Source organism: Achromobacter sp. ACM02, from assembly GCF_014851605.1.
Lineage (GTDB): Bacteria > Pseudomonadota > Gammaproteobacteria > Burkholderiales > Burkholderiaceae_B > Achromobacter > Achromobacter aegrifaciens.
Window position 1 is genome coordinate 372,972 of record NZ_JACUZY010000005.1, and the last position, 26,554, is coordinate 399,525.

At 65.8% G+C, this 26,554-nt stretch carries 24 protein-coding genes; 16 read left to right on the forward strand and 8 right to left on the reverse strand.

The features are described from left to right. Positions 1-276: 276 nt before the first annotated feature. Positions 277-2,055 (reverse strand): M61 family metallopeptidase, encoded by a 1,779-nt coding sequence (locus tag IB258_RS17715; protein WP_370539839.1) that lies wholly within the window; start codon positions 2,053-2,055, stop codon positions 277-279. A gap of 31 nt (positions 2,056-2,086) precedes the next feature. Here IB258_RS17715 and IB258_RS17720 point away from each other — a divergent pair, with 31 nt between their 5' ends. Then, the gene (locus tag IB258_RS17720) at positions 2,087-2,863 is read left to right on the forward strand and encodes an enoyl-CoA hydratase (protein ID WP_054455195.1); all 777 of its coding nucleotides are present in this window, start codon (positions 2,087-2,089) and stop codon (positions 2,861-2,863) included. Here IB258_RS17720 and IB258_RS17725 read toward each other — a convergent pair. Further along, positions 2,860-3,120 (reverse strand): hypothetical protein, encoded by a 261-nt coding sequence (locus IB258_RS17725; protein ID WP_192352963.1) that lies wholly within the window; start codon positions 3,118-3,120, stop codon positions 2,860-2,862. The two genes, IB258_RS17720 and IB258_RS17725, sit on opposite strands and share 4 nt — an antisense overlap. Between IB258_RS17725 and IB258_RS17730 the strand changes: the two genes are divergently transcribed. The 15 genes from IB258_RS17730 (at position 3,119) to IB258_RS17800 (ending at position 20,400) form a co-directional block, all read left to right on the forward strand. Beyond that, the gene (locus tag IB258_RS17730; RefSeq protein ID WP_192352964.1) at positions 3,119-4,669 is read left to right on the forward strand and encodes a DUF1254 domain-containing protein; all 1,551 of its coding nucleotides are present in this window, start codon (positions 3,119-3,121) and stop codon (positions 4,667-4,669) included. The two genes, IB258_RS17725 and IB258_RS17730, sit on opposite strands and share 2 nt — an antisense overlap. A gap of 434 nt (positions 4,670-5,103) precedes the next feature. After that, positions 5,104-5,520 carry an ATP synthase subunit I gene (locus IB258_RS17735; protein ID WP_367648175.1) on the forward strand — a complete coding sequence of 139 codons (417 nt, stop codon included), beginning with the start codon at positions 5,104-5,106 and terminating at the stop codon, positions 5,518-5,520. Positions 5,521-5,602: 82 nt separating this feature from the next. Beyond that, on the forward strand, positions 5,603-6,484 hold the full coding sequence (gene atpB / locus IB258_RS17740) for a F0F1 ATP synthase subunit A (protein WP_054455191.1): 882 nt from the start codon (positions 5,603-5,605) through the stop codon (positions 6,482-6,484). 118 nt (positions 6,485-6,602) lie between these two features. Then, a complete protein-coding gene (gene atpE / locus IB258_RS17745; RefSeq protein WP_003815363.1) occupies positions 6,603-6,845 on the forward strand; it encodes a F0F1 ATP synthase subunit C in 243 nt (80 codons plus the stop codon). 144 nt (positions 6,846-6,989) lie between these two features. Then, entirely contained in the window at positions 6,990-7,460 is a 471-nt protein-coding gene (locus tag IB258_RS17750; RefSeq protein WP_013391129.1) for a F0F1 ATP synthase subunit B, read from the forward strand. A 12-nt stretch (positions 7,461-7,472) separates the two neighbouring features. Beyond that, complete coding sequence (locus tag IB258_RS17755; RefSeq protein ID WP_054455189.1) at positions 7,473-8,012, forward strand: F0F1 ATP synthase subunit delta; 540 nt, start codon at positions 7,473-7,475, stop codon at positions 8,010-8,012. A 28-nt stretch (positions 8,013-8,040) separates the two neighbouring features. Beyond that, positions 8,041-9,582 carry a F0F1 ATP synthase subunit alpha gene (gene atpA / locus IB258_RS17760; protein ID WP_054455187.1) on the forward strand — a complete coding sequence of 514 codons (1,542 nt, stop codon included), beginning with the start codon at positions 8,041-8,043 and terminating at the stop codon, positions 9,580-9,582. Positions 9,583-9,680: 98 nt separating this feature from the next. After that, the gene (gene atpG, locus IB258_RS17765; protein ID WP_054455186.1) at positions 9,681-10,586 is read left to right on the forward strand and encodes a F0F1 ATP synthase subunit gamma; all 906 of its coding nucleotides are present in this window, start codon (positions 9,681-9,683) and stop codon (positions 10,584-10,586) included. A 43-nt stretch (positions 10,587-10,629) separates the two neighbouring features. After that, the gene (gene atpD, locus IB258_RS17770) at positions 10,630-12,030 is read left to right on the forward strand and encodes a F0F1 ATP synthase subunit beta (RefSeq protein ID WP_054455184.1); all 1,401 of its coding nucleotides are present in this window, start codon (positions 10,630-10,632) and stop codon (positions 12,028-12,030) included. Positions 12,031-12,039: 9 nt separating this feature from the next. Beyond that, positions 12,040-12,465 (forward strand): F0F1 ATP synthase subunit epsilon, encoded by a 426-nt coding sequence (locus IB258_RS17775; RefSeq protein WP_013391134.1) that lies wholly within the window; start codon positions 12,040-12,042, stop codon positions 12,463-12,465. Between the two features lie 251 nt (positions 12,466-12,716). Then, the gene (locus IB258_RS17780; RefSeq protein ID WP_054455884.1) at positions 12,717-13,529 is read left to right on the forward strand and encodes a helix-turn-helix domain-containing protein; all 813 of its coding nucleotides are present in this window, start codon (positions 12,717-12,719) and stop codon (positions 13,527-13,529) included. 174 nt (positions 13,530-13,703) lie between these two features. Further along, a complete protein-coding gene (gene hemE, locus IB258_RS17785; RefSeq protein ID WP_054455182.1) occupies positions 13,704-14,777 on the forward strand; it encodes a uroporphyrinogen decarboxylase in 1,074 nt (357 codons plus the stop codon). Between the two features lie 304 nt (positions 14,778-15,081). Then, on the forward strand, positions 15,082-17,169 hold the full coding sequence (locus tag IB258_RS17790; RefSeq protein ID WP_054455181.1) for a primosomal protein N': 2,088 nt from the start codon (positions 15,082-15,084) through the stop codon (positions 17,167-17,169). 208 nt (positions 17,170-17,377) lie between these two features. Then, positions 17,378-19,441: a UvrD-helicase domain-containing protein gene (locus tag IB258_RS17795; protein WP_054455179.1), complete on the forward strand. Its 2,064-nt coding sequence runs from the start codon at positions 17,378-17,380 to the stop codon at positions 19,439-19,441. A 104-nt stretch (positions 19,442-19,545) separates the two neighbouring features. Further along, positions 19,546-20,400: a class II glutamine amidotransferase gene (locus tag IB258_RS17800; RefSeq protein ID WP_054455178.1), complete on the forward strand. Its 855-nt coding sequence runs from the start codon at positions 19,546-19,548 to the stop codon at positions 20,398-20,400. Positions 20,401-20,413: 13 nt separating this feature from the next. Here IB258_RS17800 and dapD read toward each other — a convergent pair whose 3' ends face one another. From dapD to IB258_RS17830, 6 genes are read right to left on the reverse strand one after another with little or no spacing between them, the layout of a single operon-like run. Further along, on the reverse strand, positions 20,414-21,397 hold the full coding sequence (gene dapD, locus IB258_RS17805; protein ID WP_054455175.1) for a 2,3,4,5-tetrahydropyridine-2,6-dicarboxylate N-succinyltransferase: 984 nt from the start codon (positions 21,395-21,397) through the stop codon (positions 20,414-20,416). A 59-nt stretch (positions 21,398-21,456) separates the two neighbouring features. Next, positions 21,457-22,455, reverse strand: coding sequence for an autotransporter outer membrane beta-barrel domain-containing protein (locus IB258_RS17810; RefSeq protein WP_225590431.1), 999 nt, complete (start codon positions 22,453-22,455; stop codon positions 21,457-21,459). A gap of 7 nt (positions 22,456-22,462) precedes the next feature. Then, the gene (locus IB258_RS17815) at positions 22,463-23,593 is read right to left on the reverse strand and encodes a M20 family metallopeptidase (RefSeq protein WP_054455173.1); all 1,131 of its coding nucleotides are present in this window, start codon (positions 23,591-23,593) and stop codon (positions 22,463-22,465) included. Positions 23,594-23,632: 39 nt separating this feature from the next. After that, positions 23,633-24,538 carry a hydrolase gene (locus IB258_RS17820; RefSeq protein WP_054455171.1) on the reverse strand — a complete coding sequence of 302 codons (906 nt, stop codon included), beginning with the start codon at positions 24,536-24,538 and terminating at the stop codon, positions 23,633-23,635. Continuing rightward, complete coding sequence (locus IB258_RS17825; protein WP_013391145.1) at positions 24,538-25,548, reverse strand: ABC transporter ATP-binding protein; 1,011 nt, start codon at positions 25,546-25,548, stop codon at positions 24,538-24,540. The genes IB258_RS17820 and IB258_RS17825 overlap by 1 nt, the downstream gene beginning before the upstream one ends. Continuing rightward, positions 25,545-26,528, reverse strand: coding sequence for an ABC transporter ATP-binding protein (locus tag IB258_RS17830; protein ID WP_175161204.1), 984 nt, complete (start codon positions 26,526-26,528; stop codon positions 25,545-25,547). The genes IB258_RS17825 and IB258_RS17830 overlap by 4 nt, the downstream gene beginning before the upstream one ends. Between the last annotated feature and the right edge of the window lie 26 nt (positions 26,529-26,554).

The following is a 26,554-nucleotide window of genomic DNA, read 5'->3' on the forward strand; positions in this document are numbered from 1 at the left end:
GAACCCCAAGCAAGCAACTCTTCCCAGCGCCCGCCGAGATTCAGACAGCACAGCCTGGCGCGGCGGCCCGGCCGGTGGCGCGGGGCGTCGATAAGCCCAAGGGAATCCGTAGGGAGCCGAAGGCGGACGAGGATGACGCAGGGGAAGTCCGGAGCGAACGCTCCGGACCGCAATCGTTGCCCCGCGCCACCGGCCGGGCCGCCGCGCCAGGCGGCCTTAAAAAACAAAAAGGGCCGTCCCAAATAGACGGCCCCCAAAGACGAACAAAGAAAGCACTCAGCCCGTCAACACACAATCCAAAGCCTCCGGCGCACCCAACCGCACCCGGAACTCCCTCAACTCATCCCGCCGGAACACATGCACAGTCACCCGATCCCCCACCCGGTACTGCGCCAGCAACAGTTCCAACCCCGCCGGCGCATCCACCCGCAAGCCGTCCACCGCCACCAGCACATCCCCGGCGGACAACCCGCCCTTATGCCCCGCGCCGCCCTCCAGCACTGTCGCCAGCACCAGCGATTCCCCCTGCTTGCGCGTACGCACATCCAGCGAAGGAATATTGGCCGCCGTCTTCCATTGCAGCTTGATGCCCTGCGGCTCCAGTAGTTCCGCCAGCGGCACATCCGCCGTCCCATAGGCATGGCGCGCGATGAAGCGCCGCGTATCCACGCCAGTGGCTTCACGAATCAGCGCCGGCAGTCCATCTTCCGGCAACCCTTGCGGCTTGCCCTGATAGAAATCGCGTCCATAGCGGCTCCAAAGCAAGCGCATCACATCATCCAGCGAGTGCGCGCCACCCGTTTCCCGGCGGATCAGCAGATCCAGTCCCAGTGCCACCAACGCGCCCTTGGTGTAATAGCTGACCAGCGCGTTCGGCGAATTTTCATCCTGCTTGTAATAGCGCGTCCAGGCATCGAACGAACTCTCCGCCACCGACTGCTTCAACCGGCCCGGCGTACGCGCCACGCTGGTGATGGTCTTGGCCAGCAGCCGCAGATAGTCAGGCTGCGTGATCGCGCCCGAGCGCAACAGCAGCAGATCGTCGTAATAGGACGTGAAGCCTTCGAATACCCACAGCAGACGCGTCAGATCGGGCTGCGAAAGATCGTAGGGCACGAAGGCTTCCGGCTTGATCCGCTTCACGTTCCAGGTATGGAAGTACTCATGGCTTACCAGGCCCAGAAAGCCGCGATAGCCTTCGCCCTGGCCTTGCTGGCCCATCACCGGCAGATCCTTGCGGGCCGTCATCAGCGCGGTGCTGGCGCGATGCTCCAGGCCGCCATAGCCGTCGCCCGTCACCATGGTCATGAACACATAGCGGTCCGAGCTGTCCAGGAACGGCGCGCGCTTGCTGCGGGGCTCGAAGAACGCAATCTGCGTTTCGCAGATCTTGCGCACGTCTTCCGTGATCCGTGCCAGGTCCAGATTGGGTGCAACGCCCGTGAACACCAGTTCGTGTTCGGCGCCATGCGCCACGAAGCTCGAAACCTGTGGCGTGCCCATCTCCACCGGATGGTCGATCAGCGCGTCATAGTCCGGCGCCAGGTACAGCCCGAAACCGTGGCGGCGCGCGGCGCCCTTGTGGCCGCGCGCTTCAGGCAGGCTGGTGTAGACCTTCCAGCCCTGGATCGAGCGCGGCGGCGCCAGGTCCACCAGGCAGGGCAGATGGTCCTGGCCATGCACGCGCAGGAACACGCTGGTGCCGTTGAAAAAGCCGTGGGTTTCGTCCAGATGCGCGCCGCGCACCGACAGGTCCCAGGCGTAGACCTCGTACTCCACCCGCAGCGGACCCTCGCAGGGCGCGGCCTGCCAAGTGTGGTTGTCGATCTTCTCGACAGGCACGCGCCGCGTGCCCGAATAGGCCGTCAGCGATTCGATCTGGCGCGAGAAATCGCGGATCAGGTAGCTGCCCGGAATCCAGGCCGGCAGCGACAGGCGCTGGCCGTCGGGGGAGGGCGCGGCGATGCTTAGGGTTATCCGGTAGCGGTGTCCGGCCGGATCATGGGGCGCGAGGCGGTAAAGTAGCGGCAAAGCGTAGTCTTTTTCCATGGCCATATCTTACTTTCATACTTATTCGGAGACATCAATGAGCGAGTCGTTTGTGCTGGTCGAAACCCGGGGCCGCGTCGGCCTGCTGACGCTGAACCGTCCCAAGGCCCTGAACGCCTTGAACGATCAACTGATGGATGAGCTCGGCGCGGCCCTGCTGGCGTTCGAAGCGGACGCCGATATCGGCGCCGTGGTCATCACCGGCAGCGAAAAAGCCTTCGCCGCGGGCGCCGACATCGGCGCCATGAAAGACTGGTCCTACATGGACGTGTATGGCAGCGAATACATCACGCGCAACTGGGAAACCCTCAAGCGCATCCGTAAACCCGTGATCGCGGCCGTGGCCGGCTACGCCCTGGGCGGCGGCTGCGAACTGGCCATGATGTGCGACATCATCATCGCCGCCGACACCGCCAAGTTCGGCCAGCCCGAAATCAAGCTGGGCGTGATTCCGGGCGCGGGCGGCACCCAGCGCCTGCCGCGCGCGGTGGGCAAGGCCAAGGCCATGGACCTGGCGCTGACCGCCCGCATGATGGGCGCCGAGGAAGCGGAACGCGCTGGCCTGGTGTCGCGCGTGGTTCCGGCCGACAAGCTCATGGAAGAAGCCATGGACGCGGCCACCGTCATCGCCTCCATGTCCCTGCCGTCGGTCATGATGGCCAAGGAATGCGTCAACCGCGCCTTCGAAGGCTCGCTCAACGAAGGCCTGCTGTTCGAGCGCCGCGTGTTCCATTCGCTGTTTGCGACCGAAGACCAGAAGGAAGGCATGGCCGCCTTCACCGAGAAGCGCAAACCGGACTTCAAACACCGTTAATCCTTGTTACGCCCGGGCGGCCTGTCCGGGTGCACCAGGATCCGCCCCGCGCGCCCTCCCAGGGCGCGTTTTTTTGCGCGCTTCCAGGCCCATGAGCAGAGTTGCGCCTTGAAACGGTTCGGCAGCACCTTGTTGCAGAGTTCGGCCCTATCCTGAAAAAGCGTCACCGCGAGGTGCCGCGCCAGAGAGGCTTGCCCGAACTGGCAAGCCCGGCGCGGCGGCTCGCTTGCAGACAAAATCAATAAGGAGCCTTGCATGCGTACATCCATCGCTACCCGCCGCTGGTCCGCCGCGGTCCTTGCTGGCGCACTGAGCGCCTGCTTCGTCACCACCGCCCAGGCGCAATCGCCGCGGCCTACTTTGCGCCTGGTGTCCGAGACGCCGTACCCGGCCGCCTCCGCGCCCGCGGCGCAGATGAGCGAGCAAGAGCTGCGCGACATCGCCATCGACGCCTATGTCTATGCTTATCCGATGGTGCTGATGGAGTTGGCCCGCCGCAAGGCCACCGCCGTGCAGACGCCGCTGGACGGCAAGGCGCCGGTGAACCAGTTCGGCCACAAGGCCGCCTTCCCCGATCCGCGCGCGGGCGACGTGCCCTGGCCCAGCGCCGACGCGCTCTATTCCAGCCTCTGGTTCGACGTGTCGCGCGCCCCGCTGATCGTGAACCTGCCCGCGACCGGCGACCGCTATATGGTGTTGTCGGCGTTGGACATGTGGAGCGACGTATTCGCCTCGCGCGGCACGCGCACCAACGGCAACGGCGCTCAGTCGTTCGCCATCGTCGGCCCAGGCTGGCAGGGCAGCGTGCCCCCCGGCATGGACGTGATCCACAGCCCTACGGCCACCGGCTGGTTGATCGGCTGGACCCAGGCGGGCGGCCCGCAGGACTACGCGGCCGTCAATCAGATCCAGGCCGGCATGACCGCCAGCCCGATGGCCGCGCCTGTGCTCGCCAGGCCCGCTGCCAACCGCGGTTCCCGCAGCGCCTATCCGCAAACGGGGCCCGGCGTGGGTTCGGCGCCGATCGGCAGCGACCTGCCGCCGCCTATGCCCGTGACGGTGCCCGACGGCACGCCGGCCGAACAGGCGGCCGGCATGGACGCCGCCTCGTTCTTCACGCTGTTCTTCGACGTGATGCGCAACAACCCGCCGCACGCCAACGACACGCCCATTCTGGACCGCATGCGCCGCATCGGCCTGGACAGTCGCCAGCCGTTCTCGTATGGCCGCCTGAGTCCGGCCGTGCAGCAGGCGCTGGCGCAGGCCCAGCCGTTGGCCGGCAGGCGCATCGCTGATGGCGTGTCGCGCCTGGGTACGCCCATGAACGGCTGGAGCACCGTGCTGTCCGGCATCGGTACCTATGGCACCGACTACACGCGCCGCGCCGCCATCGCCTATGCCGGCCTGGGCGCGCCGACGCCGGAAGACGTGCTGTACCCAGTCACGGTGTCCGACTCCAAGGGCCGCGCGCTGAATTCCGATGAAGACTATGTATTGCACTTCGACAAGGGGCAGTTGCCGCCAGTCAACGCTTTCTGGTCGCTGCACGTCTATGACGACAAGCACGGCTTCGCCGACAATCCGGCCAACCGCTACGTACTGCGCAGCACCGATGGGCTGAAGTACAACGCCGACGGTTCGCTGGACATCTACATCCAGCGCCGCGATCCCGGCGAGCGCAAGCGCTCGAACTGGATCGCCACCCCGGCCGCCGATGCGCCGTTCCTGCTCAGCATGCGCCTGTACTCGTCGCAGGATACGGCGTTGGACGGACTGTGGGCGCCGCCGCCGGTCAAGGAGGATTGATCCTGGTTTGATGGTATAAAGCGCGGCCTCCATGACGGAGGCCGCGGTTCATTGAGCAGGGTTTGCGCAGCATGCTGCGAGGGGTGATTCGCGTCCCTAATTTCGGCCGATCCAAGCGTTGTTTGCGCCTTACAAACGGCCGAAAGTTCATTTGCTAGGGCAAAAAGAATCACGCTATACTCTGCGGGTTTGACGCTTGCGGGATAAGAACACGTAGCGGCTGACAAGTAGCGGGCACGGTGTTGATGAGCCTTTTGAAATCAACGACTTGGCGCCGGCTATGGGGGCAGCTACGGGCAGCGAGACGCGCCGGTTCTGATAGGGGCAAAGAAGCAAAGCGAGGAAGTTTGATGCAACAGAACTCCATGCAGCATGAAGTGCGGCAGGGTCCGGTTGACGGTCAGGGTCAGCAGCAAGCAATGTTTGACCACGACATGACGGATAAAGTTCTGGTTCTCAGTGACGCGGATCGCGCGGCGCTGAATGCTCAAGCTAGCCGCGGGCTCCTGTTGGCATTGGCAGCGCAAGGTGCCATGGGGCTCGCAGCAGCAGTAATTGCGGGGGTTGTCGGAGGGGCGGCGGCAGGTTGGTCGGCGCTGGCGGGGGCGGGAGCGTATTTCATTCCCAATGCGTTGTTCGCATTGCGCCTGGCTGTCAGCGTACGGGCCGGTAAGGCCAGTCCCTTTACCTTTCTCTCTGGTGAGTTGATCAAGTTGTTCGCAACGGCGCTGCTGTTGTGGCTGCTTTCGCGTGTGACGCAGGATAGCCTCGTATGGCCTGCCGCGTTGCTCGGTCTGATACTCACATTGAAGGGCTATCTCCTGCTCTTGATGTTCCGCAAGTTGTCATAGCGCCGAGCAGGTTTACGGCAAACGAAATCGTGGAATCGTCCGGTTCGCAAGGGCCGGGCACAGCAAATAGGGTAGGATTCAAATGGCTGCTGCCAGCGACGTGTCGCCTCAGTCCGCGTATATTCAGCACCACCTGGTGCATCTGAACAATACGGGTGAGAAACAGAGCGCTATCGCTCAGTTCGACATCATCAACTACGACTCGTTGTTCTGGTCGGGCCTGATGGGTCTGATCGTCATTTTCTTCCTGTGGCGCGCTGCGCGCCGCGCCACCAGTGGCGTGCCGGGCCGTTTCCAGGCCTTCGTGGAAATGATCGTCGACATGGTCGACGACCAGGCCAAGGGCATCGTCCACAACGCCAAGAGCCGTCTTTTCATTGCCCCGCTGGCGCTCACCGTGTTCCTCTGGATCATCCTGATGAACGCGCTGGACCTGCTGCCCGTCGACCTGCTGCCCTCCATCTGGCGCCTGACCGGCCTGGGCGCTGAGCACGGCGATCCGCTCTACTACCACCGCATTCTGCCGACCGCCGACCTGAACGTGCCGATGGGCATGTCGCTGGGCGTGCTGCTGCTGATGTTCTACTACGGCATCAAGATCAAGCACCCGGGCGGCTTCGTCAAGGAACTGTTCACCGCGCCGTTCCACGCGCACGGCATCGGCGCCATCGTGCTGGCCCCGTTCAACCTGCTGCTGAACCTGATCGAATACGCCGCCAAGTCCGTGTCGCTGGGCATGCGGTTGTTCGGCAACATGTTCGCCGGCGAACTGATTTTCATGCTGATCGCCCTGCTGGGCGGCGCCTGGACCGGCTTCAACGGCGCCAGCATCGGCCTGGGCATCGGCCACATCCTGGCCGGCTCCATCTGGGCGATCTTCCACATCCTGATCGTTCTGCTGCAGGCCTTCATCTTCATGATGCTGACGCTGGTGTACCTCGGCCAGGCTCACGAAGGCCACTGATCCCCCGAATTTCCCATGCTGGCCACCCGGCCAGCATGGGATAGCAAGATTATCTTGCATTGAGCAGTACCCCTTATTTTTCAATTTTTGACTTCAGATTTCTAACCAAGGAGTTGTCATGACCAACGTCGCTTTCGTTGCCCTCGCTTGCGGTCTTATCATCGGTCTGGGCGCTATCGGCGCTTGCATCGGCATCGCACTGATGGGCGGCAAGTATCTGGAAGCCTCGGCTCGTCAGCCTGAACTGATGAACGCTCTGCAAACGAAGATGTTCCTGCTGGCTGGCCTGATCGACGCGGCATTCCTGATCGGCGTGGGTATCGCCATGCTGTTCGCCTTCGCCAACCCGTTCGTCGGCTAAGGCACCGCCCGCCGGCGAAAAGGCGGGTCATGACGCTGGCGGCGATGTGGGTGCAAGCTCCGTCGCCGACTAGCAAAGTATCGAGTGCTCCGTGACGCCCCTTTCCGGGTGCGGTCGGAGCCGCAAGGTGTTAAAGGAACGACCGTGAATCTGAACGCGACGATCATTTTCCAGATGCTCGTGTTCTTCGTTCTTGGCTGGTTCACGATGAAATTCGTGTGGCCTCCCCTGACGAAGGCGATGGACGAGCGCCGCCAGAAAATCGCCGACGGCCTGGCCGCCGCCGAGAAGGGCAAAGCCGATTTGGCTCAAGCCCAGGCGCGCGTCAGTCTGATCGAGGCTTCTGCCAAGTCCGAAAACCACGCCCGCATCATCGAGGCCGAGAAGCAAGCCGCCTCCCTGATCGAGCAGGCCCGCCGTGAAGCGGAAGCCGAACGCGCCCGTATCGTGGCGCAGGCTGCCCAGGATGCCGCGCAGGAAGTCCAGCGCGCCCGCGACCTGCTGCGCGACGACGTCGCTGCGCTGGCCGTCAAGGGTGCTGAACAGATCCTCAAGCGCGAGGTTGACGCCCGCGCACACGCCGAGCTGCTCAACCAGCTCCGCGCGCAGCTTTAATCCGGGACCGTCATGGCTGAACTTTCCACTGTTGCCCGGCCCTACGCTGAAGCGCTCTTCAGCGCGGCGCGCGACGACCGCGCCGGCTTGCCGGCCTGGTCCGATCTGGTCAGCGAACTGGCTCAGGTCGCCTCCAACCCCGACGTGCGCGAGGCCATGGCCGACCCGCGTCTGGGCGACAAGCAGCGCGTCGAGCTGTTCTCCGGCCTGGTAAAGGCCGAACTGCCTCAAGCCGCCCGCAATTTCATCGAGCTGCTGGTCGAAAACGACCGGCTGCTGCTGCTGCCCGACATCGCCGCGCAATTCGCGGTGCTGCGGAATCGTCACGACGGCACGGCGCAGGCGGAAATTACCAGCGCGTTCGAAATGAGCGATGCCCAGGTCAAAGAACTGGTCAGCGCGCTCGAACAAAAATTCGGCCTCAAGCTCAAGCCCAGCGTCACCGTTGATCCGTCGCTGATCGGCGGCGTGCGCGTGGCCGTCGGTGACCAGGTGCTCGATACTTCCGTACAAGCCCAATTGGCCCGCATGCGCGATCAGCTCGCCGCTTAAGGCAACTAACAGGATTCCAGGAGTCAATATGCAACTCAATCCCTCCGAGATCAGCGAACTGCTCAAGAGCCGCATCGAGGGCCTGGGCGCTTCGGCTGATGTCCGTACTCAGGGCACCGTCGTGTCCGTGACCGACGGTATTACCCGCATCCACGGCTTGTCCGACGTGATGCAGGGCGAAATGCTCGAATTCCCCAACAACGTTTTCGGTCTGGCGCTCAACCTCGAGCGTGATTCCGTCGGCGCCGTTATTCTCGGCGACTACACCGGCGTTTCCGAAGGCGACCAGGTCAAGACGACCGGCCGCATTCTGGAAGTTCCGGTCGGTCCCGAACTGAAAGGCCGCGTGGTCAACACGCTGGGCGAGCCGATCGACGGCAAGGGCCCGGTCAACGCCAAGGCCACCGACATCATCGAAAAAGTGGCGCCTGGCGTTATCGCCCGCCGCTCGGTGTCGCAGCCGCTGCAAACCGGCATCAAGGCTATCGACTCGATGGTGCCGATCGGCCGCGGCCAGCGCGAACTGATCATTGGCGACCGCCAGACCGGCAAGACCGCCGTCGCTGTCGACACGATCATCAGCCAGAAGGGCAAGGGCGTCACCTGCGTGTACGTCGCTATCGGCCAGAAGGCTTCGACGATCAACAACGTGGTGCGCAAGCTGGAAGAGCACGGCGCGATGGAATACACCATCGTCGTGGCCGCTTCGGCCTCCGACTCGGCCGCCATGCAGTACCTGGCCGCCTACGCCGGCTGCACGATGGGCGAATACTTCCGCGACCGCGGCGAAGACGCCCTGATCGTTTATGACGACCTGACCAAGCAAGCCTGGGCCTATCGCCAAGTGTCGCTGCTGCTGCGCCGTCCGCCGGGCCGTGAAGCCTACCCGGGCGACGTGTTCTACCTGCACTCGCGCCTGCTGGAACGCGCTGCCCGCGTGAACGAAGAGTACGTCGAGAAGTTCACCAACGGCGCCGTCAAGGGCAAGACCGGCTCGCTGACCGCGCTGCCGATCATCGAAACCCAGGCAGGCGACGTGTCGGCCTTCGTTCCGACCAACGTGATCTCGATCACCGACGGCCAGATCTTCCTGGAAACCGACCTGTTCAACGCCGGTGTCCGCCCCGCAATCAACGCCGGTATCTCGGTGTCGCGTGTGGGTGGCGCTGCTCAGACCAAGGTCGTCAAGAAGCTGTCCGGCGGTATCCGTACCGACTTGGCGCAGTACCGTGAACTGGCCGCCTTCGCGCAGTTCGCTTCCGACCTGGACGACGCGACCCGTCGCCAGCTGGAACGCGGCAAGCGCGTGGTGGAACTGCTCAAGCAGCCGCAATACCAGCCGCTGCAAGTGTGGGAACTGGCCGTCACGCTGTACACGGTCAACAACGGCTACCTGGATGAAGTGGACGTGGCCCAAGTGCTGTCGTTCGAGAAGTCGCTGAAGGATCAACTGAAGGCCAAGCATGCGGCCCTGATCCAGCGCATCGAAGACACCAAGGAACTGTCCAAGGATGACGAAGCCGAATTGGCCGCCGCCATCCAGGAATTCAAGAAGCACGGTGCTTTTTAAGAAAGTGATGGGTTAGGCGTCCGCGACGCCTCACCCATCCTTCCCGGATGGATGAGGCGCCAGCGGAACCCATCGGCCAGTCTTCACAGGAAAGCGCAATGCCCGGAATTAAGGAAATCCGAACCAAGATCAAGAGCGTGCAAAACACGCGCAAGATCACCAAGGCGATGGAAATGGTCGCCGCATCCAAGATGCGCAAGGCGCAGGAGCGGATGCGTGCTGGCCGTCCGTATGCCACCAAGGTGCGCGAGATTGCTGCGCACCTGATGCAGGCCAACCCCGAGTACAGCCACCCGTACCTGGTCGAACGCGAAGTCAAGGCGGTCGGCGTGATCATGGTCACGACCGACAAGGGCCTGTGCGGCGGCTTGAACACCAACATCACCCGCGTGACGTTGGGCAAGCTGAAAGAGTTCGAGAAGAACGGCATCGCCGTGCAAGCGACCGCTTTCGGCAACAAGGGCGTGGGCGTGCTGACCCGCATCGGCGCCAAACTGGTTTCCCAGGAAGTGCAACTGGGCGACAAGCCGCAACTCGACCGCCTGCTGGGCGCGATCAAGGTGCAGCTGGACGCCTACCTGGAAGGCCGCATCGACGCGCTGTACGTGGCCTCGACCCGCTTCGTCAACACGATGAAGCAGGAGCCGTTGTTCTTGCGCCTGCTGCCTCTGGCCAGCGGTTTGGATGATCCGTACCAGACGGGCGCTGATAGCCTGGCCAAGACCTCGGAAGTGAAGTCGGACTACAGCTGGGATTACATCTACGAACCCGACGCCCGTAGCGTGATCGACGACCTGCTGCAGCGTTACGTTGAAGGCCTGCTGTACCAAGCCGTGGCCGAGAACATGGCTTCGGAGCAGTCGGCCCGGATGGTCGCCATGAAGGCGGCGTCGGACAACGCCAAGAAGGTCATCGGCGATCTGCAACTGGTCTACAACAAGACCCGTCAGGCCGCGATCACCAAAGAAATTTCGGAAATCGTAGGGGGCGCTGCCGCCGTTTGAGGCAGGCAGCATCCCGTCAAAAGCTATCAAGCAAGGAATCGACATGAGCAACGGAACCATCGTTCAGTGCATCGGCGCCGTGGTGGATATTCAGTTCCCCCGCGATCAAATGCCCAAGATCTACGAAGCGCTTACCCTGGCCGACGAGGGTTCCTCGTTCGCCGAAAAGGGTCTGACGCTGGAAGTGCAGCAACAGCTGGGCGACGGCGTGGTGCGTACCATTGCGCTGGGCTCCAGCGACGGCCTGCGCCGCGGCATGAAGGTCACCGGCACGGGCGCCCCGATCTCGGTGCCCGTCGGCACCGGCACGCTGGGCCGCATCATGGACGTGCTGGGTCGTCCCATCGACGAAGCCGGCCCGATCCAGCACGACGAAAAGCGTGGCATTCACCAAGCGGCTCCCCGTTTCGACGAGCTGTCGCCGTCGGTGGAACTGCTGGAAACCGGCATCAAGGTTATTGACCTGGTTTGCCCGTTCGCCAAGGGCGGCAAGGTCGGCCTGTTCGGCGGCGCCGGCGTGGGCAAGACCGTCAACATGATGGAACTGATCAACAACATCGCCAAGCAGCACAGCGGCTTGTCGGTGTTCGCCGGCGTGGGCGAGCGTACCCGCGAAGGCAACGACTTCTACCACGAAATGGAAGAGTCGAACGTTCTGGACAAGGTTGCGATGGTGTTCGGTCAGATGAACGAACCCCCGGGCAACCGTCTGCGCGTGGCGCTGACCGGCCTGACCATGGCCGAGAAGTTCCGCGACGAAGGCCGCGACATCCTGTTCTTCGTGGACAACATCTACCGCTACACCCTGGCCGGTACCGAAGTGTCGGCACTGCTGGGCCGTATGCCGTCGGCAGTGGGCTACCAGCCCACGCTGGCCGAAGAAATGGGCAAGCTGCAAGAGCGCATCACGTCGACCAAGACCGGCTCGATCACCTCGATCCAGGCCGTGTACGTCCCTGCGGACGACTTGACCGACCCGTCGCCTGCCACGACCTTCCAGCACTTGGACTCCACCGTCGTGCTGTCGCGTGACATCGCCGCCCTGGGTATCTACCCGGCCGTGGACCCGCTGGATTCGTCCAGCCGCCAGCTCGACCCGCAAGTCGTGGGCGAAGAGCACTACGCCGTGGCCCGTGGCGTGCAGCAAACGCTGCAGCGCTACAAGGAACTGCGCGACATCATCGCGATTCTGGGCATGGACGAACTGTCGCCGGAAGACAAGCAGGCCGTGGCCCGCGCCCGTAAGATCCAGCGCTTCCTGTCGCAGCCGTTCCACGTTGCAGAAGTGTTCACCGGTTCGCCCGGCAAGTACGTTCCGCTGGCCGAAACCATCCGTGGTTTCAAGATGATCGTGAACGGCGAGTGCGATGCGCTGCCGGAACAGGCCTTCTACATGGTCGGCTCGATCGACGAGGCCTTCGAGAAGGCCAAGAAACTGCAATAAGGAACCGATATGGCTACCCTGCATGTGGATGTCGTCAGCGCAGAGGAAGCGATCTTCTCCGGTGAGGCGAAGTTCGTGGTGCTGCCTGGCGAAGCGGGTGAACTGGGCATTCTGCCCGGCCACACCCCGCTGATTTCGCGCATACGCCCCGGGACGGTCAAGATCGTTCGTGCCGACCAAGGCGAGGAAAACATCTTCGTCGCCGGGGGCATTCTGGAAGTGCAGCCGGGCAGCGTGACGGTTCTGGCCGACACGGCTATCCGTGCCGCCGACCTGGACGAAGCCCGCGCCCTGGAAGCGCGCCAGAAGGCCGAACAGGCCCTGGCCAACGCCAAGGACAAGGCGGACATCGCCGTGGTCGAAGCGGAACTCGCCATGCTGGCTGCGCAAGCCATCGCGGCGCGCAAGCTGCGCCAAGGCGGCCGTTCGCACTAAGCGGCGAAGCTGTGCCCCGGGGTTCGCCCCGGAATCGAAAGAAGCGGCCTCAGGGCCGCTTTTTTCATACCTGTTTTTTTCATTGCCGAGTGAAGGTCCGCCGTCCTTTGTGCGGGCCGCAATGCGATCACTACGAATAGCTGCACGCCGGTTGCAACAGTAGCCTTCAATCTTCCTAGTCAAGCGTAGGGGGAAGCGTGCGAGAAGTCCTGGATTGCGGGGTATTGCTGGCGCCCGGCCATGATGGGCCGATGCGCGATCTGGTCGCGCTGCACCCGGCCAGGCAGACGCGCGTGCGGCTCCATCTGGTGTCGCTGAGTCCGGTGCGCTATGCGACCGCGGGCATGGCGGCGCGCGATGCCGTGTCAGGCGCGCAGACCGACGCCGACGCGCAGGCCGACAGCCAGGAAGCGGACGTGCAGGCGCTGGCCCGGCTGGCGGTGGCGCTCAGGCGCTACGACTGCTGCATCCTGCCGGTGGCGCCATCATCGCTCGCCTGGACGCGCATGGCGCTGCAACAGGCGGGCAGCGCATTGAGCACGCCGGTGCTGTTGCTGATCTCCGATGTGAAGGCGCCCGCGATCGAAGACCTGCTGAGCCTGGGCGCGTCGGATTTCATCATGCAGCCGGCCTGCCTGGAAAGCATGCGGGTGCGGCTTGGCCGCCTGGCCGGCGCGGCGCACGGGCGTGGCGCGGCGCGGGCGGATATCCGCGAGCCCACGACGGCTTATCGCGAGGCGCGGATGGAACTGGGCGCGGACGGGGCGCCGAGGCTCGCTGCGTTGCACGCCCGGGTGCCACAGGATCTGGTAGAGCAAACCTTGTCGGGCATGCGCAAACCGCATCCGCGGCCTGCGCATGAATCCTTCCGCATCGCGAAGGCGCGGGTGGTGGACGGCTTCGAGCGCGACTATATCCGGCTTGCGCTGTCGCGCCATGGCGGCAACGTGGCGCAGGCGGCGCGGGCTTGCTGCAAGCACCGGCGGGCGTTCTGGGCGCTGATGCGCAAGCACGGCATCGAGGCGGCGCCGTACCGGCAGGCCGCGCAGGAGCGGGGGGCCTGAAGCGACGGACCTGCCGGCGGTCGGTCGACGCACGGCCAGCGGGCGGGGCGCCGCGCGCGCCGCCTTGCCCCTGAAAGCGCCCCGCTTGCGCGCGGGCAAGTCCGGCGCAGAGCCTGGCTGCGACTTGTCAGCCAGGGGAAGTAAAATCACGGCTTCCGATCATCGAGGATAGTCGTGTCTGCTTCCGTACTGAAGAACGATGTGTTCTTGCGCTCGCTGCTGCGCGAGCCCGTGCCCTATACCCCGATCTGGCTGATGCGCCAGGCCGGCCGCTACCTGCCTGAATACCGCCAGACGCGGGCCCGCGCAGGTTCCTTCATGGGCCTCGCTCAGAACCCGGACTACGCCTCGGAAGTCACGCTGCAGCCGCTGGAGCGTTTCGACCTGGATGCGGCCATTCTGTTCTCGGACATCCTGACGGTGCCGCACGCCATGGGCCTGGGCCTGGACTTCGCCGAAGGCGAGGGCCCGCGCTTCGCCCGTCCGGTGCGTACCGAAGAAGACGTGGCGCGCCTGGAAGTGCCGGACATGGACAAGCTGCGCTATGTATTCGATGCCGTGCGCACGATCCGGCGCGACCTGGACGGCAAGGTGCCGCTGATCGGCTTTGCCGGCAGTCCCTGGACCATCGCCTGCTACATGGTGGAAGGCCAGGGCAGCGACGACTATCGCCTGATCAAGACGATGCTGTATGCGCGTCCCGACCTGCTGCACCGCATCCTCGAAATCAACGCCGAAGCCACGCTGCAGTACTTGAACGCGCAGATCGCCGCCGGCGCCCAAGCCGTGATGCTGTTCGACAGCTGGGGCGGCGTGCTGGCCGACGGACTGTTCCAGCAGTTCTCGCTGGCCTACACCCGCAAGGTCGTGGCCGGGCTGACCCGCGAACACGAAGGCCGCCGCGTGCCGGCCATCGTCTTCACCAAGGGCGGCGGCCAGTGGCTGGAACAGATCGCCGCTTGCGGCGCCGATGCCGTGGGCCTGGACTGGACGGTGGATCTGGCCGCCGCGCGGCGCCGCACCGGGGACTCGGTCGCGTTCCAGGGCAACCTCGACCCCATGGCCTTGTTCGGTGGCGGACCCGCCATCCGTGCCGAGGCGCGGCGCGTGCTGGACGCGTTCGGACCGGTCGGCAAGGGCGGCCACGTGTTCAACCTGGGCCACGGCATATCCCGCTTTACTCCGCCAGAAGCCGTAGCCGAATTGGTTGATGAAGTCCACCAGCACAGCCGTTCGCTGCGAGGGTAAGTGAGTGGACGCTTCGGTCTACAGGGCCGGAGCAGGAGGGTCCCTGATGACACTTGTGCACAGCAAGATTGCCCTCGGGGAAAACCCTTTAGATGCTAGTTTACAATCTCGGAAGCTCTCATAAGTCATTGTTTTAAATGGTGAAATGAGAGTTTTCAACAAGATTTCGCAAGTTTGCGCAATCTTGTCAAATTCCAATTTCCGATGTTGCTCCTGCCTTTTCCCCAAAGTTATCCACAGGCGGAAAATGGAGCGCGCCGGCATCATCCGGGATCATCCTTCTACATGCTCCGTCCTAGCACCCATGTCTGAAACGCTGTCGAACACGACCCCCGCGGTCTGCTGGGTGCGGGTGGCGCTGGACGTGCCCCTGCCGGGTCCGTTCGACTACCGCAGCGACGCGCCGGTGACGGTGGGCCTGCGGGTCATCGTGCCGTTCGGCCGCCGCAAGCTGATCGGCGTGGTGGTGGACAACCCGGCGGAGCCGTCCTTCGACCCCAAGCAGATCCGGCCGATCGAAGAGGTGCTGGATGACCTGCCGCCCTTTGACGAGGACTGGCTGCGCCTGGCCCGCTTTGCCGCTGACTACTACCAGCGGCCGCTGGGCGAGGTGATGCTGCCCACGCTGCCGCCGCCGCTGCGCAAGCCCACGGCCTACCAGGGCAAGCGCTCGGCGGGCGGCCCCGTGGCGCGCCTGGACGGGCGCAAGCGCAAGACGGCGCGCGCGCCGGCCCAGGCCGACCAGCCGCCGGAGCTCAACGACGCCCAGCGCGAGGCGGTGGACGCCATAGGCGCGCTGGACGGGTTCAAGCCCGTGTTGCTGCACGGGGTGACGGGCAGCGGCAAGACCGAGGTGTACCTGCGCGCGGCCGAAAGGGTGCTGGCGGCGGGACGCCAGGTGTTGCTGATGGTGCCCGAAATCAACCTGACGCCGCAGCTCGAAGGCGCGCTGCGCGCGCGCCTGGAGGCACTCGTTGGACCGGACGGTCTGGCCGTCATGCATAGCGGCCTGTCCGATGGCGAACGCTTGCAGGCCTGGACCCGCGCCCAGCGCGGCGAGGCCCGCATGCTGCTGGGCACGCGCATGTCGGTGTTCGCGCCCTTGAGCCAGCTGGGCCTGATCGTGGTGGACGAGGAGCACGACGCGTCCTACAAGCAGCAGGACGGCTTGCGCTATTCGGCGCGCGACCTGGCGGTGTGGCGCGCCCATGACCTGAATATTCCAGTAGTGCTGGGGTCGGCCACGCCGTCCCTGGAGACCTGGCAGCATGCCGAGCGCGGGCGCTACCTGCGCCTGACCCTGCCGGGCCGGGCGCGCGCCAGCAGCCTGCCGTCCATGCGCCTGATCGACACGCGGCGCCTGCAACTGAAGCAGGGCATGTCGCCGCAACTGCTGGATGCCATCGGACAGCGCCTGGAACGCAAGGAACAGTCCCTCATCTTCCTGAACCGCCGCGGCTATTCGCCGGTGCTGCATTGCCAGTCCTGCGCGTGGGTCAGCAATTGCCCGCGCTGCACTGCATTTACCGTCCTGCACCGTACCGACGGCCGCGGCCATCGCCTGCAGTGCCATCACTGCGGCTACCAGGCCCCGGTGCCGCGCGCTTGTCCCGAATGCGGCGACCAGGACCTGGCGCCCATGGGGCGCGGCACGCAGCGGGTGGAAGAACATCTGGCGGAATTGTTTCCCGAGGCGCGCATCCTGCGCATCGACGCCGACAGCACGCGCAAGAAGGGCAGCGCCGAAGCGCTGTTCGCCTCGGTGCATGCCGGCGAGGTGGACATCCTGGTGGGCACGCAGATGGTGGCCAAGGGCCACGACTTCGCGCGCCTGGGATTGGTGGGTGTGCTGAATGCGGACTCTATGTTGTTCGCGCATGACTTCCGCGCGCCCGAGCGCCTGTTCGCGCAGCTGATGCAGGTGGCGGGCCGCGCCGGCCGCCATCAAGGCAACGGCGAGGTGCTGATACAGACCAACTACCCCGAGCAGCCGGTCTATCAGGCGCTGCTGCGGCATGACTACGCGGGCTTTGCCCGCCATGCCCTGCACGAGCGGGAAAGCACCGGCCTGCCGCCTTTCGTTTACCAGGCCCTGCTGACCGCGGAGGCGCGCGAGCTGAAGGTGGCGCTGGAATTCCTGGAGCGGGCGCGGGCCTTGCCCGAGGGTGAATGGGCGGCCGATTTTCCAGGCCTGGACGCCATCATGCTGTACGACCCGGTGCCGCTGCGCGTGGTGCGCGTGGCCAATATCGAGCGCGCCCAATTGCTGGCGGAAAGCAGCAGCCGTCCGGCTTTGCAGGCCTTCCTGGCGTCCTGGTCGCACCACCTGCCGTACCTGGCCAACGAGGCCCGCGTGCGCTGGCAACTGGAAGTCGATCCGCTGGAAATCTGATCGGCTGCGGCCGGGGCCAATGCGCCGTCGATCCGATTGTTCTATGATCTTTCTCCTCTATCGCGCCGGCGCGGCAGGCCCGCCGTGGCGGCTGCGCCCGTCCCCTTTTTCTCGCGTGTTACCGGCCCGCTGACGGGCGGCCGCAAGCTCCGTGCTTGCTGGCCGCAGCTTCAATGCGGCCGCCGCGATGCATGATCACCTGACTCGAATGTCCGCCAGCGAACCTATAGCCCAAGGCATGAACCCCGCTCAACGCGAAGCGGTGCTGTACCTGGACGGCCCCTGCCTGGTGCTGGCCGGCGCCGGCAGCGGCAAGACGCGCGTGATCACGCAGAAGATCGCCTACCTGCTGCGCGAGTGCGGCTATATGGGGCGCAACGTGGTGGCGCTGACCTTCACCAACAAGGCCGCGCGCGAGATGGACGAACGCGTGAAGACCCTGGTGGATCGCAAGCTGTCCAAGGGCCTGATCATCAGCACCTTCCATTCGCTGGGCGTGAAGATGCTGCGCGAGGAGGCGCGCAACGCGGGCCTGAAGCCGACGTTTTCGATCCTGGACGCCGACGATGCCATGGCCATCATCCAGGAACTCTTGAACACGACCGACAAGGCCCGCCTGCGCCACGTGCAGGGCATCATCTCGCTGTGGAAGAACGGCTTGATGGAGCCGGACGATGCCGCGCGCGAAGCCATCACGCCGGCCGACGTGGAGGCGGCCAACGTCTACCGCAGCTACGCCGCCACGCTGGCCGCCTACCAGGCGGTGGACTTCGACGACCTGATCCGCATCCCCGCGCTGCTGCTGGCCAACAACGAAGAAGTGCGCACCCGCTGGCAGAACCGCGTGCGTTATCTGCTGGTGGACGAATACCAGGACACCAACGTGTGCCAGTACCGCCTGGTGCAGCTCCTGACGGGTTCGCGCGCCATGTTCACGGCGGTGGGCGATGACGACCAGGCGATCTACGCCTGGCGTGGCGCAACCATCGAGAACCTGGCCAAGCTGACCACCGACTACCCCAACATCAAGCTCATCAAGCTGGAGCAGAACTACCGGTCGGTGCAGCGCATCCTGGCGGCCGCAAACCAGGTGATCGAAAAGAACCCCAAGCTGTTCGACAAGAAGCTATGGTCCGATCTGGGCGTGGGCGAACCCATCCTGGTATCGGCCATGGACGGCGAGGAGCAGGAGGCCGAATCCATCGCCATGAAGGTGTCGGCTTCGCGCTTCGAGCGCCAGGCGCAGTGGAAGGATTTTGCCATCCTGTACCGCAGCAATCATCAGTCGCGCATCCTGGAACAGGCGCTGCGCAACCTGAAGATCCCGTACACGATCTCGGGCGGGCAGAGTTTCTTCGACAAGACCGAAGTGCGCGACGTGCTGGCCTATCTGCGCATCCTGGCCAACGACGACGACGATCCGGCCTTCATCCGCGCGGCCACCACGCCCAAGCGCGGCATCGGCCAGGCCACCTTGCAGACGCTGGGGCAGTACGCCGCAAGCCGCGAGCTGTCGCTGCTGGCGGCCGTGGCCGAGACCGGCCTGGAAAGCCTGCTGGCGCCACGGCAGCTGGAGCCGCTGCGCACCTTCACCGAGTTCATCCGCCGCATGCAATGGCGCGCCGGCCGTGGCGCGGCCGATGCGAAGGACGCCGCGCCGTCCGAGCCCGCGGGCGTGCTGCTGGACGATCTGCTGGAAGCCATCCAGTACGAACGCCATCTGTACGAGCTGTTCGAAGAGCGGCCCGCGCAGACGCGCTGGCAGAACGTGCTGGAGCTGACCGGATGGCTCAAGCGCAAGGCCGAAGAAGACAACATGACGCTCTTCGACCTGGTGCAGCATGTGGCGCTGGTCACCATGCTGGAGCGCGGCGAGGAAGAAGAGCCCGATGCGGTGAAGATGTCCACCCTGCATGCTTCCAAGGGGCTGGAGTATCCGCACGTGTACCTCGCGGGCGTCGAGGAAGGCTTGCTGCCGCACCTGGGCAAGGATGACGAGGTCGGCGATCCGGCGCGCGCGGCCGAGAACCTGGCTTCGCGCATCCAGGAAGAGCGCCGGCTCATGTACGTGGGCATCACGCGCGCGCAGCGCAGCCTGAACCTGAGCTGGTGCAAGCGCCGCCGCCGCGCGCGCGAAGACCTGGTGCGCGAGCCTTCGCGCTTCATCGAGGAAATGGGCCTGGGCGATGTGCGCATGCAGGAAGACGCGGCCACCGCTGCAATGAATCCCAAGGAGCGCATGGCCATGCTCAAGGCGTTGCTGAAGAAATAGGGGCGGGGCGGCGGCTTGTGGAAAGCCGCGGCCTGCTCCTACACTGGACTGCGCCCGCCCCGCCGTCCGGGGCGCGGCAATTCCGTGGATCGAAGGAGCGCGCCATGTGTCGCTGGCTGGCTTATACCGGTAGTCCCATACAGATGGAGAGCGTGCTGTTCAAGGCCAAGCACTCCCTGATCGACCAGAGCCTGCACTCGCGGCTGGGCGCTACCACCACCAATGGCGACGGCTTCGGGCTGGGCTGGTATGGCCGTCAACACGAAGGCCGGCCGCCGGAGCCGCCGTTCCGCTACCGCAGCGTGCATCCGGCCTGGAACGACCGCAATCTGCGGGAAGCGGCGCGCGCGATCCACGCGCCGCTGTTCGTGGCGCACATCCGCGCCGCCACCGACACGCCCGCGCAGGAAACCAACTGCCATCCGTTTCGCCACGGCCAGTGGCTGTTCGTGCACAACGGCGTCATCCGCGACTATCCGTTGCTCAGGCGCGACCTGATGCTGATGATCGCGCCGGCCTATTTCGGCTCGCTGGAAGGGTCGACGGATTCCGAGGTGATGTTCCTGCTGGCTTTGAGCTTCGGCCTGGAGGAAGACCCGCTGGCGGCGCTGGCCCGCATGGTGGGTGCGGTGGAAGAGACGGGCAGGCGGCATGGCGTGGCGCAGCCCATCAACATGACGGTGTGCGCGCTGGACGGCCAGCGGCTGATCGCCGTGCGCTATTCCAGCGAGGCCGATTCACGCACGCTGTTCCACAACACCTGCGTGCGCCATCTGCGCCAGCTATATCCCGACAATCCGCAGATCGCGGCGCTGGATGACGACGCATTCCTGCTGCTGTCGGAGCCCTTGACCGAGATGCCCGGCGCCTGGGAGGAAGTGCCCGAAGCCACCGCCATCATCGCGGGCGGCGGCACGGTGGCGCACTATCCGTTCGTGCCGGTGCCGCCGGGGGCCTGAGCCGGGCCGGGCTTCAGTGGCCCGTATGCAGGGCCGGATTCAGCGTGCCCCAGGCAGCGGTGCGCACCAGGCACTCCACGGCGCCGGTCTGCGAATTGCGGCGGAACAGCAGGCCTTGCTGACCCGCCAGCGAGGTGGCCTTCACCACCGCGCCTTCCGGCGTCAGCACGCGCGTGCCGGCGGTGACGTAGCAGCCGGCTTCCACCACGCAGTCGTCGCCCAGCGAAATTCCTATGCCCGAGTTGGCGCCCAGCAGGCAGCGCTTGCCGATGGATACCACCTGCTTGCCGCCGCCGGACATGGTGCCCATGATGGATGCGCCGCCGCCGATGTCGCTGCCGTCGTCGACGATGACGCCGGCGCTGATGCGGCCTTCGACCATGGACGCGCCCAGCGTGCCGGCGTTGAAATTGCAGAAACCTTCATGCAGCACCGTGGTGCCGGGCGACAGATGCGCGCCCAGGCGCACGCGCGCGGTGTCGGCGATGCGCACGCCGCTGGGCATGACGTAGTCGGTCATGCGGGGAATCTTGTCCACGCCGCGGATTTCCAGGATCTGTCCGGAGGCGCGCAGATGCCAGCGCAGCGCATCCACCTGATCCACCGCGCAGGGCCCGGCCGACGTCCAGGCGACGTTGGCCAGCACGTTGAACAGGCCGTCCAGGTTGGCGTCGTGCGGACGGATCAGCCGGTGGCTGAGCAGGTGCAGGCGCAGATAGGCGTCGTGCGCATCGACCGGCGGTTCGTCCAGCGACGAGATCGCGGTACGCACGGCGACGATGTCGACCTTGCGGCGGGTGTCGCGGACCAGGGCGGTGGGCACATGTTCGCCCAGCGCGGCGCGGGCTTCCTCGGGCGACAGGTGGCGGGTGCCGGTGGCCGGCGAGTTGTCGGCCAGCGAGGGACGCGGATACCAGGTATCCAGGATGGCGCCGTCGGCGGCCAGCGTGGCGACGCCATAGGCGATGGCGCTGAGGGGCTTGGGGGAATCGGCCATGATGAAAGAGGAAGTGCGCAGTCTGGGTGCGTAATTCTAAGGCGAAAGGGCCGCGGTTTTCAGAGGCTGCCGAAGGCCCAGCGCAGGCTCAGCGACCCGGTGTGTTCGCGGTTGCCGCCGCCATACTGGCCGCCGTATGCCAGGCCGATGACGGCCGAGCGCGACACGGCGATTTCCAGGCCGGCGCCCGCCAGCGCGGCGGACCGGGCGATGGGCGCGCCGGCGACCGTCAGCACGCTGCCGCCGTCCAGCACCAGGGTGGTTTCCGGTTGTACGTCGCCAAAGGCGCGGCGCCAGCCCAGTGTCGCGTGCAGTCTGCCGAAGGTGGGGCCGAGCGCGAAGCCGGTCTGGCCGCGCAGGCCCAGCGTGGTGGTGGTCTGCCGGATCCGTCCCGCATCGGCCGAGAGCGCGGTGAATCCGCCCGATTCGCTGAAGCTGCGCGTGCGCACGTTGCGCACCGCCAGGCCCGCGAATGGCTCGATGGTCGCGCTTTCCGACAGCGGCAGCTCGTAGCCCAGTTCCGAAAAGGCCTGCGCGGTGTAGGCGCTGAAGTCGGCGGTCAAGGTCTGCCGGGCGATGCCGGGCATCTCGAAATGCCGCCGGGTGTCGATGTCGTGCCAGGTGTAGGAGGCGGCCGTCAGCAGGTTCAGCTTGCCGGGGCCGGCGTCGAACGACTTCTTGCCGTAGAGCCCCGCGGTATAGCTGTATACGTCCACCCGCGCATTGGCCGCGTCGATGCGGACGCGGCTGCGGGTAGCGCCCAGCGCGCCGCCCAGCCGCCAGCCGGCGCCCGCGTCGAATTCGCCGCCGCCATACAGGCCGGTGGTGCGTTGCTTGATGCGGGCCGTGTTGGCGCCGCCTTCCAGCGTCTGCCAATTGTCGACGACGACGAGCCAGCCCGGCTGGGCCGGCGCGGGACGGGCCGGACGGTCGGCCAGCAGGCTGCGGTCCGGTTCGGCCTGTCCGGCGTGCGCGTGCGCTGCGCCAGCCGCGAACAGGACCTGCATGGCGAACGCCGGCGCCAGCAGCCGCCGGCGCACGGCTATCGGTGGCGGCAAGGACTGTTTACGCCAGTTCTTTCAGCAGCAGTTCCCAGAATTTCATGCGCTGTTCCAGCGTCGAAACCAGGATGTACTCGTTCAAGGTGTGCGCGCCGTCGCCGTCGGCGCCCAGGCCGTCCAGCGTCGGGATGCCCATGGCGGACGTGAAGTTGGCGTCGCTGCCGCCGCCCGTCATGGGCGCGTCTTCCAGCAGGAAGCCGGCGCGTTCGGCATAGCCCTGCACCAGCGCCAGCAGATCGGCGGCGGCTTCGGTCTTCACCATGGGCGGGCGGTTCAGTTCCACGTCGATGTCCAGTTCCACGTCCGGACCCACGGCGCACAGCTCGCGCATGCGGCGCAGCACGTCTTCGGCGGCGCCCATGTCGGGCACGCGGAAGTCGACCACGCAGCGGCACAGCGCCGGCACGGTGTTGGTCACGGTGCCGCCGGCGATGGTGCCGACGCTGACGGTAATGCCGCGGTCATAGTCGGTCATGGCTTCCAGCGCCAGCACCTGGTGGGCCATTTCGCGGATGGCGCTGCGGCCTTTCTCGTGCTGCATGCCGGCATGGGCCGGACGTCCCTTGACGTTCAGGTTCAGCATGCCGGTGCCCTTGCGCGCCGTGACGCACTTGCCGCCGTTGGGGCGGGCGGGTTCGCAGACCAGCGCGTACTTGGCGTTGGCGGCAAAGCGCTCGATGTGCGCGCGCGACGCGTGGCTGCCGGTTTCTTCGTCGGGCACCACCAGAAAGTCCACCGGCAGCTGGGTCGCGCCGGGGCGCGCCAGGCCGGACAGCGCCGTCAGCGCCAGGTAGATGCCGGCCTTCATGTCGTAGCCGCCCGGCCCATAGAGGCGGTCGCCTTCGATGCGCACCGGGTTCTCCAGCAGCGTGCCCACCGGATGCACCGTGTCCATGTGCGCCAGGATCAGGATGCCGGGGCGCGTGTCGCCGGGGGCGCGGTTGGTCGCGTACAGCAGCGGACCCGTGGTCGGGCCCAGGGACGATAGCTCCACCGTCAGGCCGGCGGCCGCGGCGTAGTCGGCGATGATGCGCGCCATGGCGGCGATGCCCTCGGGGAAGTTCGAGGGCGATTCGCATTGCAGCCAGCTCTTGATGCCGGCGACGATCTGTTCAGTGCTCTGGGTGTTGGACATGACGGTATCGGATATCTGCAACGAAGAAAGTGGGGGCGGTCAGGCGACCTGCTGGCCGGCCAGGCGGGCCAGTTCGGCGGCGTCGGGCATCTTGCCGTCGAACCAGAGGCTGGCGCAGACGGCGGACATGGCGCGGCCGTCGTGGCCGATGCCCGGTACGACCTGCAGCTTCCAGCCGAACGGCACGCCGCGGCGCTCGGCTTCCTTGCGGCCGAACTCGAAGTAGTTCTGCGCGCGTGCGAAACGGTGCGGGCCCTGGCGCATGGCGGCGGGTTCGGACGGCAGGTTGGGGTCGTCGGTGGCGATGTCCTGGTCGCCCGCCAGGATGGTCATCGGATAGGCCAGCAGCTTCACCAGGTGGTCTTCCGTCATGCCTACGCCGTCCATGCCTTCAGGGAAGGGATAGTCGAACGTGGGCAGCGTGTACCAGCCCGGGTTGCCGGCAGCCACGGCCTTGAACGGCGCGTGCGACTGGCTGCTCATCAGGCGGTGCACGAACTGGCCGCCGGCGGAGTGGCCGAACAGGTAGACGTTCTGGCCGTCGGTGATTTCGCCGGCGATCAGGTCCTTGATGACATTGCCCACCAACGCGTAGGTCCAGCCGTCGATGTGGCGCGGATTGCCGCCGGCCGAGAACACGCGGCCGTTGTTGTAGCTTTCCACGCCGGGCCAGATCTCGTTGGAGAAGGTCAGCGCCACGATCAGCAGCTTGTGCTTGTCGGCGGCTTCCACCCAGAAATCGCGGTACTCGTCGCCGTTGCGCAGCACGCCGTGCTGCACGATGACCACCGGCATGTCGGGCGTGTAGCCGTAGGGGCGGTAGGTCTGCAGCTTGAAGGGGCGGTCGGAGTTGCGGTCCTCGTCCACATACAGGATGGCGTTGCGGCCGGCATGGCCCAGTTCGATGGCGATGCGGTCGACGTTGGACATCTCGGAGGGTTTCATCAGGCGTTCGCCTCATTCAGGTGGCAGGCCGACCAATGGCCTGCCGAGATTTCTTTCAGGACCGGCGCCTGCTCGCGGCAGCGCGGCATGGCGTGGGGGCAGCGGGGATTGAAGGTACAGCCCGGCGGCGGATTCAGCGGCGACGGGATCTCGCCCTTGATCGGCGTGAACTTGCGGCCGCGGCGGCCCACGTCCGGCACCTCGGCCATCAGGGCCTGGGTGTAGGGATGGTTGGCGCGCGCGAAGATCTCGGCCGACGTGGAGATTTCCACGATCTTGCCCAGGTACATGATCGCCACGCGGTCGGAGATGTGCTTGACCACGCCCAGGTCATGGCTGATGAACAGGTAGGTGAAGCCGTGCTGTTCGCGCAGGTCCATGAACAGGTTGATCACCTGCGCCTGGATCGACACGTCCAGCGCGGCCACGGGCTCGTCGCAGACCAGGAACTTCGGCGCCACCATCAGCGCACGCGCGATGCCGATGCGCTGGCGCTGGCCGCCCGAGATCTGGTGCGGGAAGCGGTCGCGGTACTCGGGGTCCAGGCCCACTTCCTTCAGCGCCTGGTCGATGCGCGCGGGAATCTGGGCGGCGGGCGCCAGTTTGTGGACCTTGAGCGATTCGCCCAGGATCTGGCGCAGGCGCTGGCGCGGATTCAGCGAGGCCTGCGGATCCTGGAAGATCATCTGCACGCCCAGCGTATAGGCCAGCTTGTCGGCGCCGCGCAGGCGGCGGGCTTCCTGGCCCTGGTACAGCAGCTGGCCTTCAGTCTGGCCATGCAGGCCGGCAACGACGCGGCCCAGCGTGGACTTGCCGCAGCCGGATTCGCCGACCAGGCCCACGACTTCGCCGCGCTTGATGGACAGGTCCACGCCGTTGACCGCATACACGGTGCGGCGGTCGATGGGACGGCCGGTCAGGGCCAGGATGCGCTGGGCCAGGTCGGGCCGCTGCTCGAAGCGCTTGTGGACGTTCTTGAGCTCGATGACGGGAGTATCGGCTTGGCTCATACCGGCTGGGCCTCGCGGGTAATCGGCACGTAGCAGCGGTAGTTGCGCGCGCCTTCGGTGGTGACAGTGGGGGCTTGTTCGGTGCAACGCGTGACCGCGCTGGTGCAGCGCGGGCGGAACGGACAGCCCGAGGGGCGGCCGGCGAGGCTGGGCGCCATGCCGTTGATCTGGTGCAGGCGCGCGCCGGGCTGGGTGGCGCCGGGCATCGAATCCAGCAGGCCCTTGGTGTAGGGGTGGCGCGGCGCGTCCAGCACTTCTTCGACCGGGCCGCTTTCGACGATGCGGCCTGCGTACATCACGGCCACGCGGTCGGCCAGTTCAGCCACCACGCCCAGGTCGTGGGTGATCCAGATCAGCGCGGTGTTGTGCTCGCGGCAGATCTCCTGCATGCGGTAGAGGATCTGGCCCTGGATGGTGACGTCCAGCGCCGTGGTCGGCTCGTCGCAGATGATCAGGTCGGGCTTGTTCAGCATGGCGATCGCGATCGCCACGCGCTGGCGCATGCCGCCCGAGAATTCGTGCGGATAGCTCTTCAGGCGCTTTTCGGGCGAAGGAATGCCGACCATGGCCAGCGCCTCGCGGCAGCGTTCCTCGGCTTCGGCGCGCGGCACGTCTTCGTGGGTCAGGATGGCTTCCATCATCTGCTCACCGATGCGCAGCACCGGATTGAGCGTCATCAGGGGATCCTGGAAGATCATGGCGATGCGGTTGCCGCGCAACTGGCGCATCTGCTCTTCGCTCAGCTTGCGCAGGTCCGTGCCCTTGAACTTCACTTCGCCGTCCACCACTTCCCCGGGCGGGTCGATCAGGCCCAGGAGCGAAAAGCCGGTGACGGATTTGCCGGAACCCGATTCGCCGACCAGGCCGACGATCTCGCCGCGGCGCACGGTCAGGTCGACGCCGTCGACCGCCAGCCACGCGCCGGCTTCGGTATGGAATGCGGTGCGCAGGCCGCGCACCTCAAGAATGTTTTCGCTCATTTCAGTTGCCCATTGCGCCAACCGCG

Excerpts from the sequence above, each read along its gene's own strand:
- atpD (WP_054455184.1), top strand. The coding sequence starts at position 10,630 with ATGAGCAACGGAACCATCGTTCAGTGCATCGGCGCCGTGGTGGATATT.
- IB258_RS17735 (WP_367648175.1), top strand. The coding sequence starts at position 5,104 with ATGACGGATAAAGTTCTGGTTCTCAGTGACGCGGATCGCGCGGCGCTG.
- atpE (WP_003815363.1), top strand. The coding sequence starts at position 6,603 with ATGACCAACGTCGCTTTCGTTGCCCTCGCTTGCGGTCTTATCATCGGT.
- IB258_RS17720 (WP_054455195.1), top strand. The coding sequence starts at position 2,087 with ATGAGCGAGTCGTTTGTGCTGGTCGAAACCCGGGGCCGCGTCGGCCTG.
- IB258_RS17715 (WP_370539839.1), bottom strand. The coding sequence starts at position 2,055 with ATGGCCATGGAAAAAGACTACGCTTTGCCGCTACTTTACCGCCTCGCG.
- atpB (WP_054455191.1), top strand. The coding sequence starts at position 5,603 with ATGGCTGCTGCCAGCGACGTGTCGCCTCAGTCCGCGTATATTCAGCAC.
- IB258_RS17780 (WP_054455884.1), top strand. The coding sequence starts at position 12,717 with ATGCGCGATCTGGTCGCGCTGCACCCGGCCAGGCAGACGCGCGTGCGG.
- IB258_RS17725 (WP_192352963.1), bottom strand. The coding sequence starts at position 3,120 with ATGCAAGGCTCCTTATTGATTTTGTCTGCAAGCGAGCCGCCGCGCCGG.
- dapD (WP_054455175.1), bottom strand. The coding sequence starts at position 21,397 with ATGGCCGATTCCCCCAAGCCCCTCAGCGCCATCGCCTATGGCGTCGCC.
- IB258_RS17730 (WP_192352964.1), top strand. The coding sequence starts at position 3,119 with ATGCGTACATCCATCGCTACCCGCCGCTGGTCCGCCGCGGTCCTTGCT.
- IB258_RS17800 (WP_054455178.1), top strand. The coding sequence starts at position 19,546 with ATGTGTCGCTGGCTGGCTTATACCGGTAGTCCCATACAGATGGAGAGC.
- IB258_RS17825 (WP_013391145.1), bottom strand. The coding sequence starts at position 25,548 with ATGAGCCAAGCCGATACTCCCGTCATCGAGCTCAAGAACGTCCACAAG.
- IB258_RS17815 (WP_054455173.1), bottom strand. The coding sequence starts at position 23,593 with ATGTCCAACACCCAGAGCACTGAACAGATCGTCGCCGGCATCAAGAGC.
- IB258_RS17775 (WP_013391134.1), top strand. The coding sequence starts at position 12,040 with ATGGCTACCCTGCATGTGGATGTCGTCAGCGCAGAGGAAGCGATCTTC.
- atpA (WP_054455187.1), top strand. The coding sequence starts at position 8,041 with ATGCAACTCAATCCCTCCGAGATCAGCGAACTGCTCAAGAGCCGCATC.
- IB258_RS17755 (WP_054455189.1), top strand. The coding sequence starts at position 7,473 with ATGGCTGAACTTTCCACTGTTGCCCGGCCCTACGCTGAAGCGCTCTTC.
- IB258_RS17830 (WP_175161204.1), bottom strand. The coding sequence starts at position 26,528 with ATGAGCGAAAACATTCTTGAGGTGCGCGGCCTGCGCACCGCATTCCAT.
- IB258_RS17795 (WP_054455179.1), top strand. The coding sequence starts at position 17,378 with ATGTCCGCCAGCGAACCTATAGCCCAAGGCATGAACCCCGCTCAACGC.
- IB258_RS17820 (WP_054455171.1), bottom strand. The coding sequence starts at position 24,538 with ATGAAACCCTCCGAGATGTCCAACGTCGACCGCATCGCCATCGAACTG.
- IB258_RS17790 (WP_054455181.1), top strand. The coding sequence starts at position 15,082 with ATGTCTGAAACGCTGTCGAACACGACCCCCGCGGTCTGCTGGGTGCGG.
- atpG (WP_054455186.1), top strand. The coding sequence starts at position 9,681 with ATGCCCGGAATTAAGGAAATCCGAACCAAGATCAAGAGCGTGCAAAAC.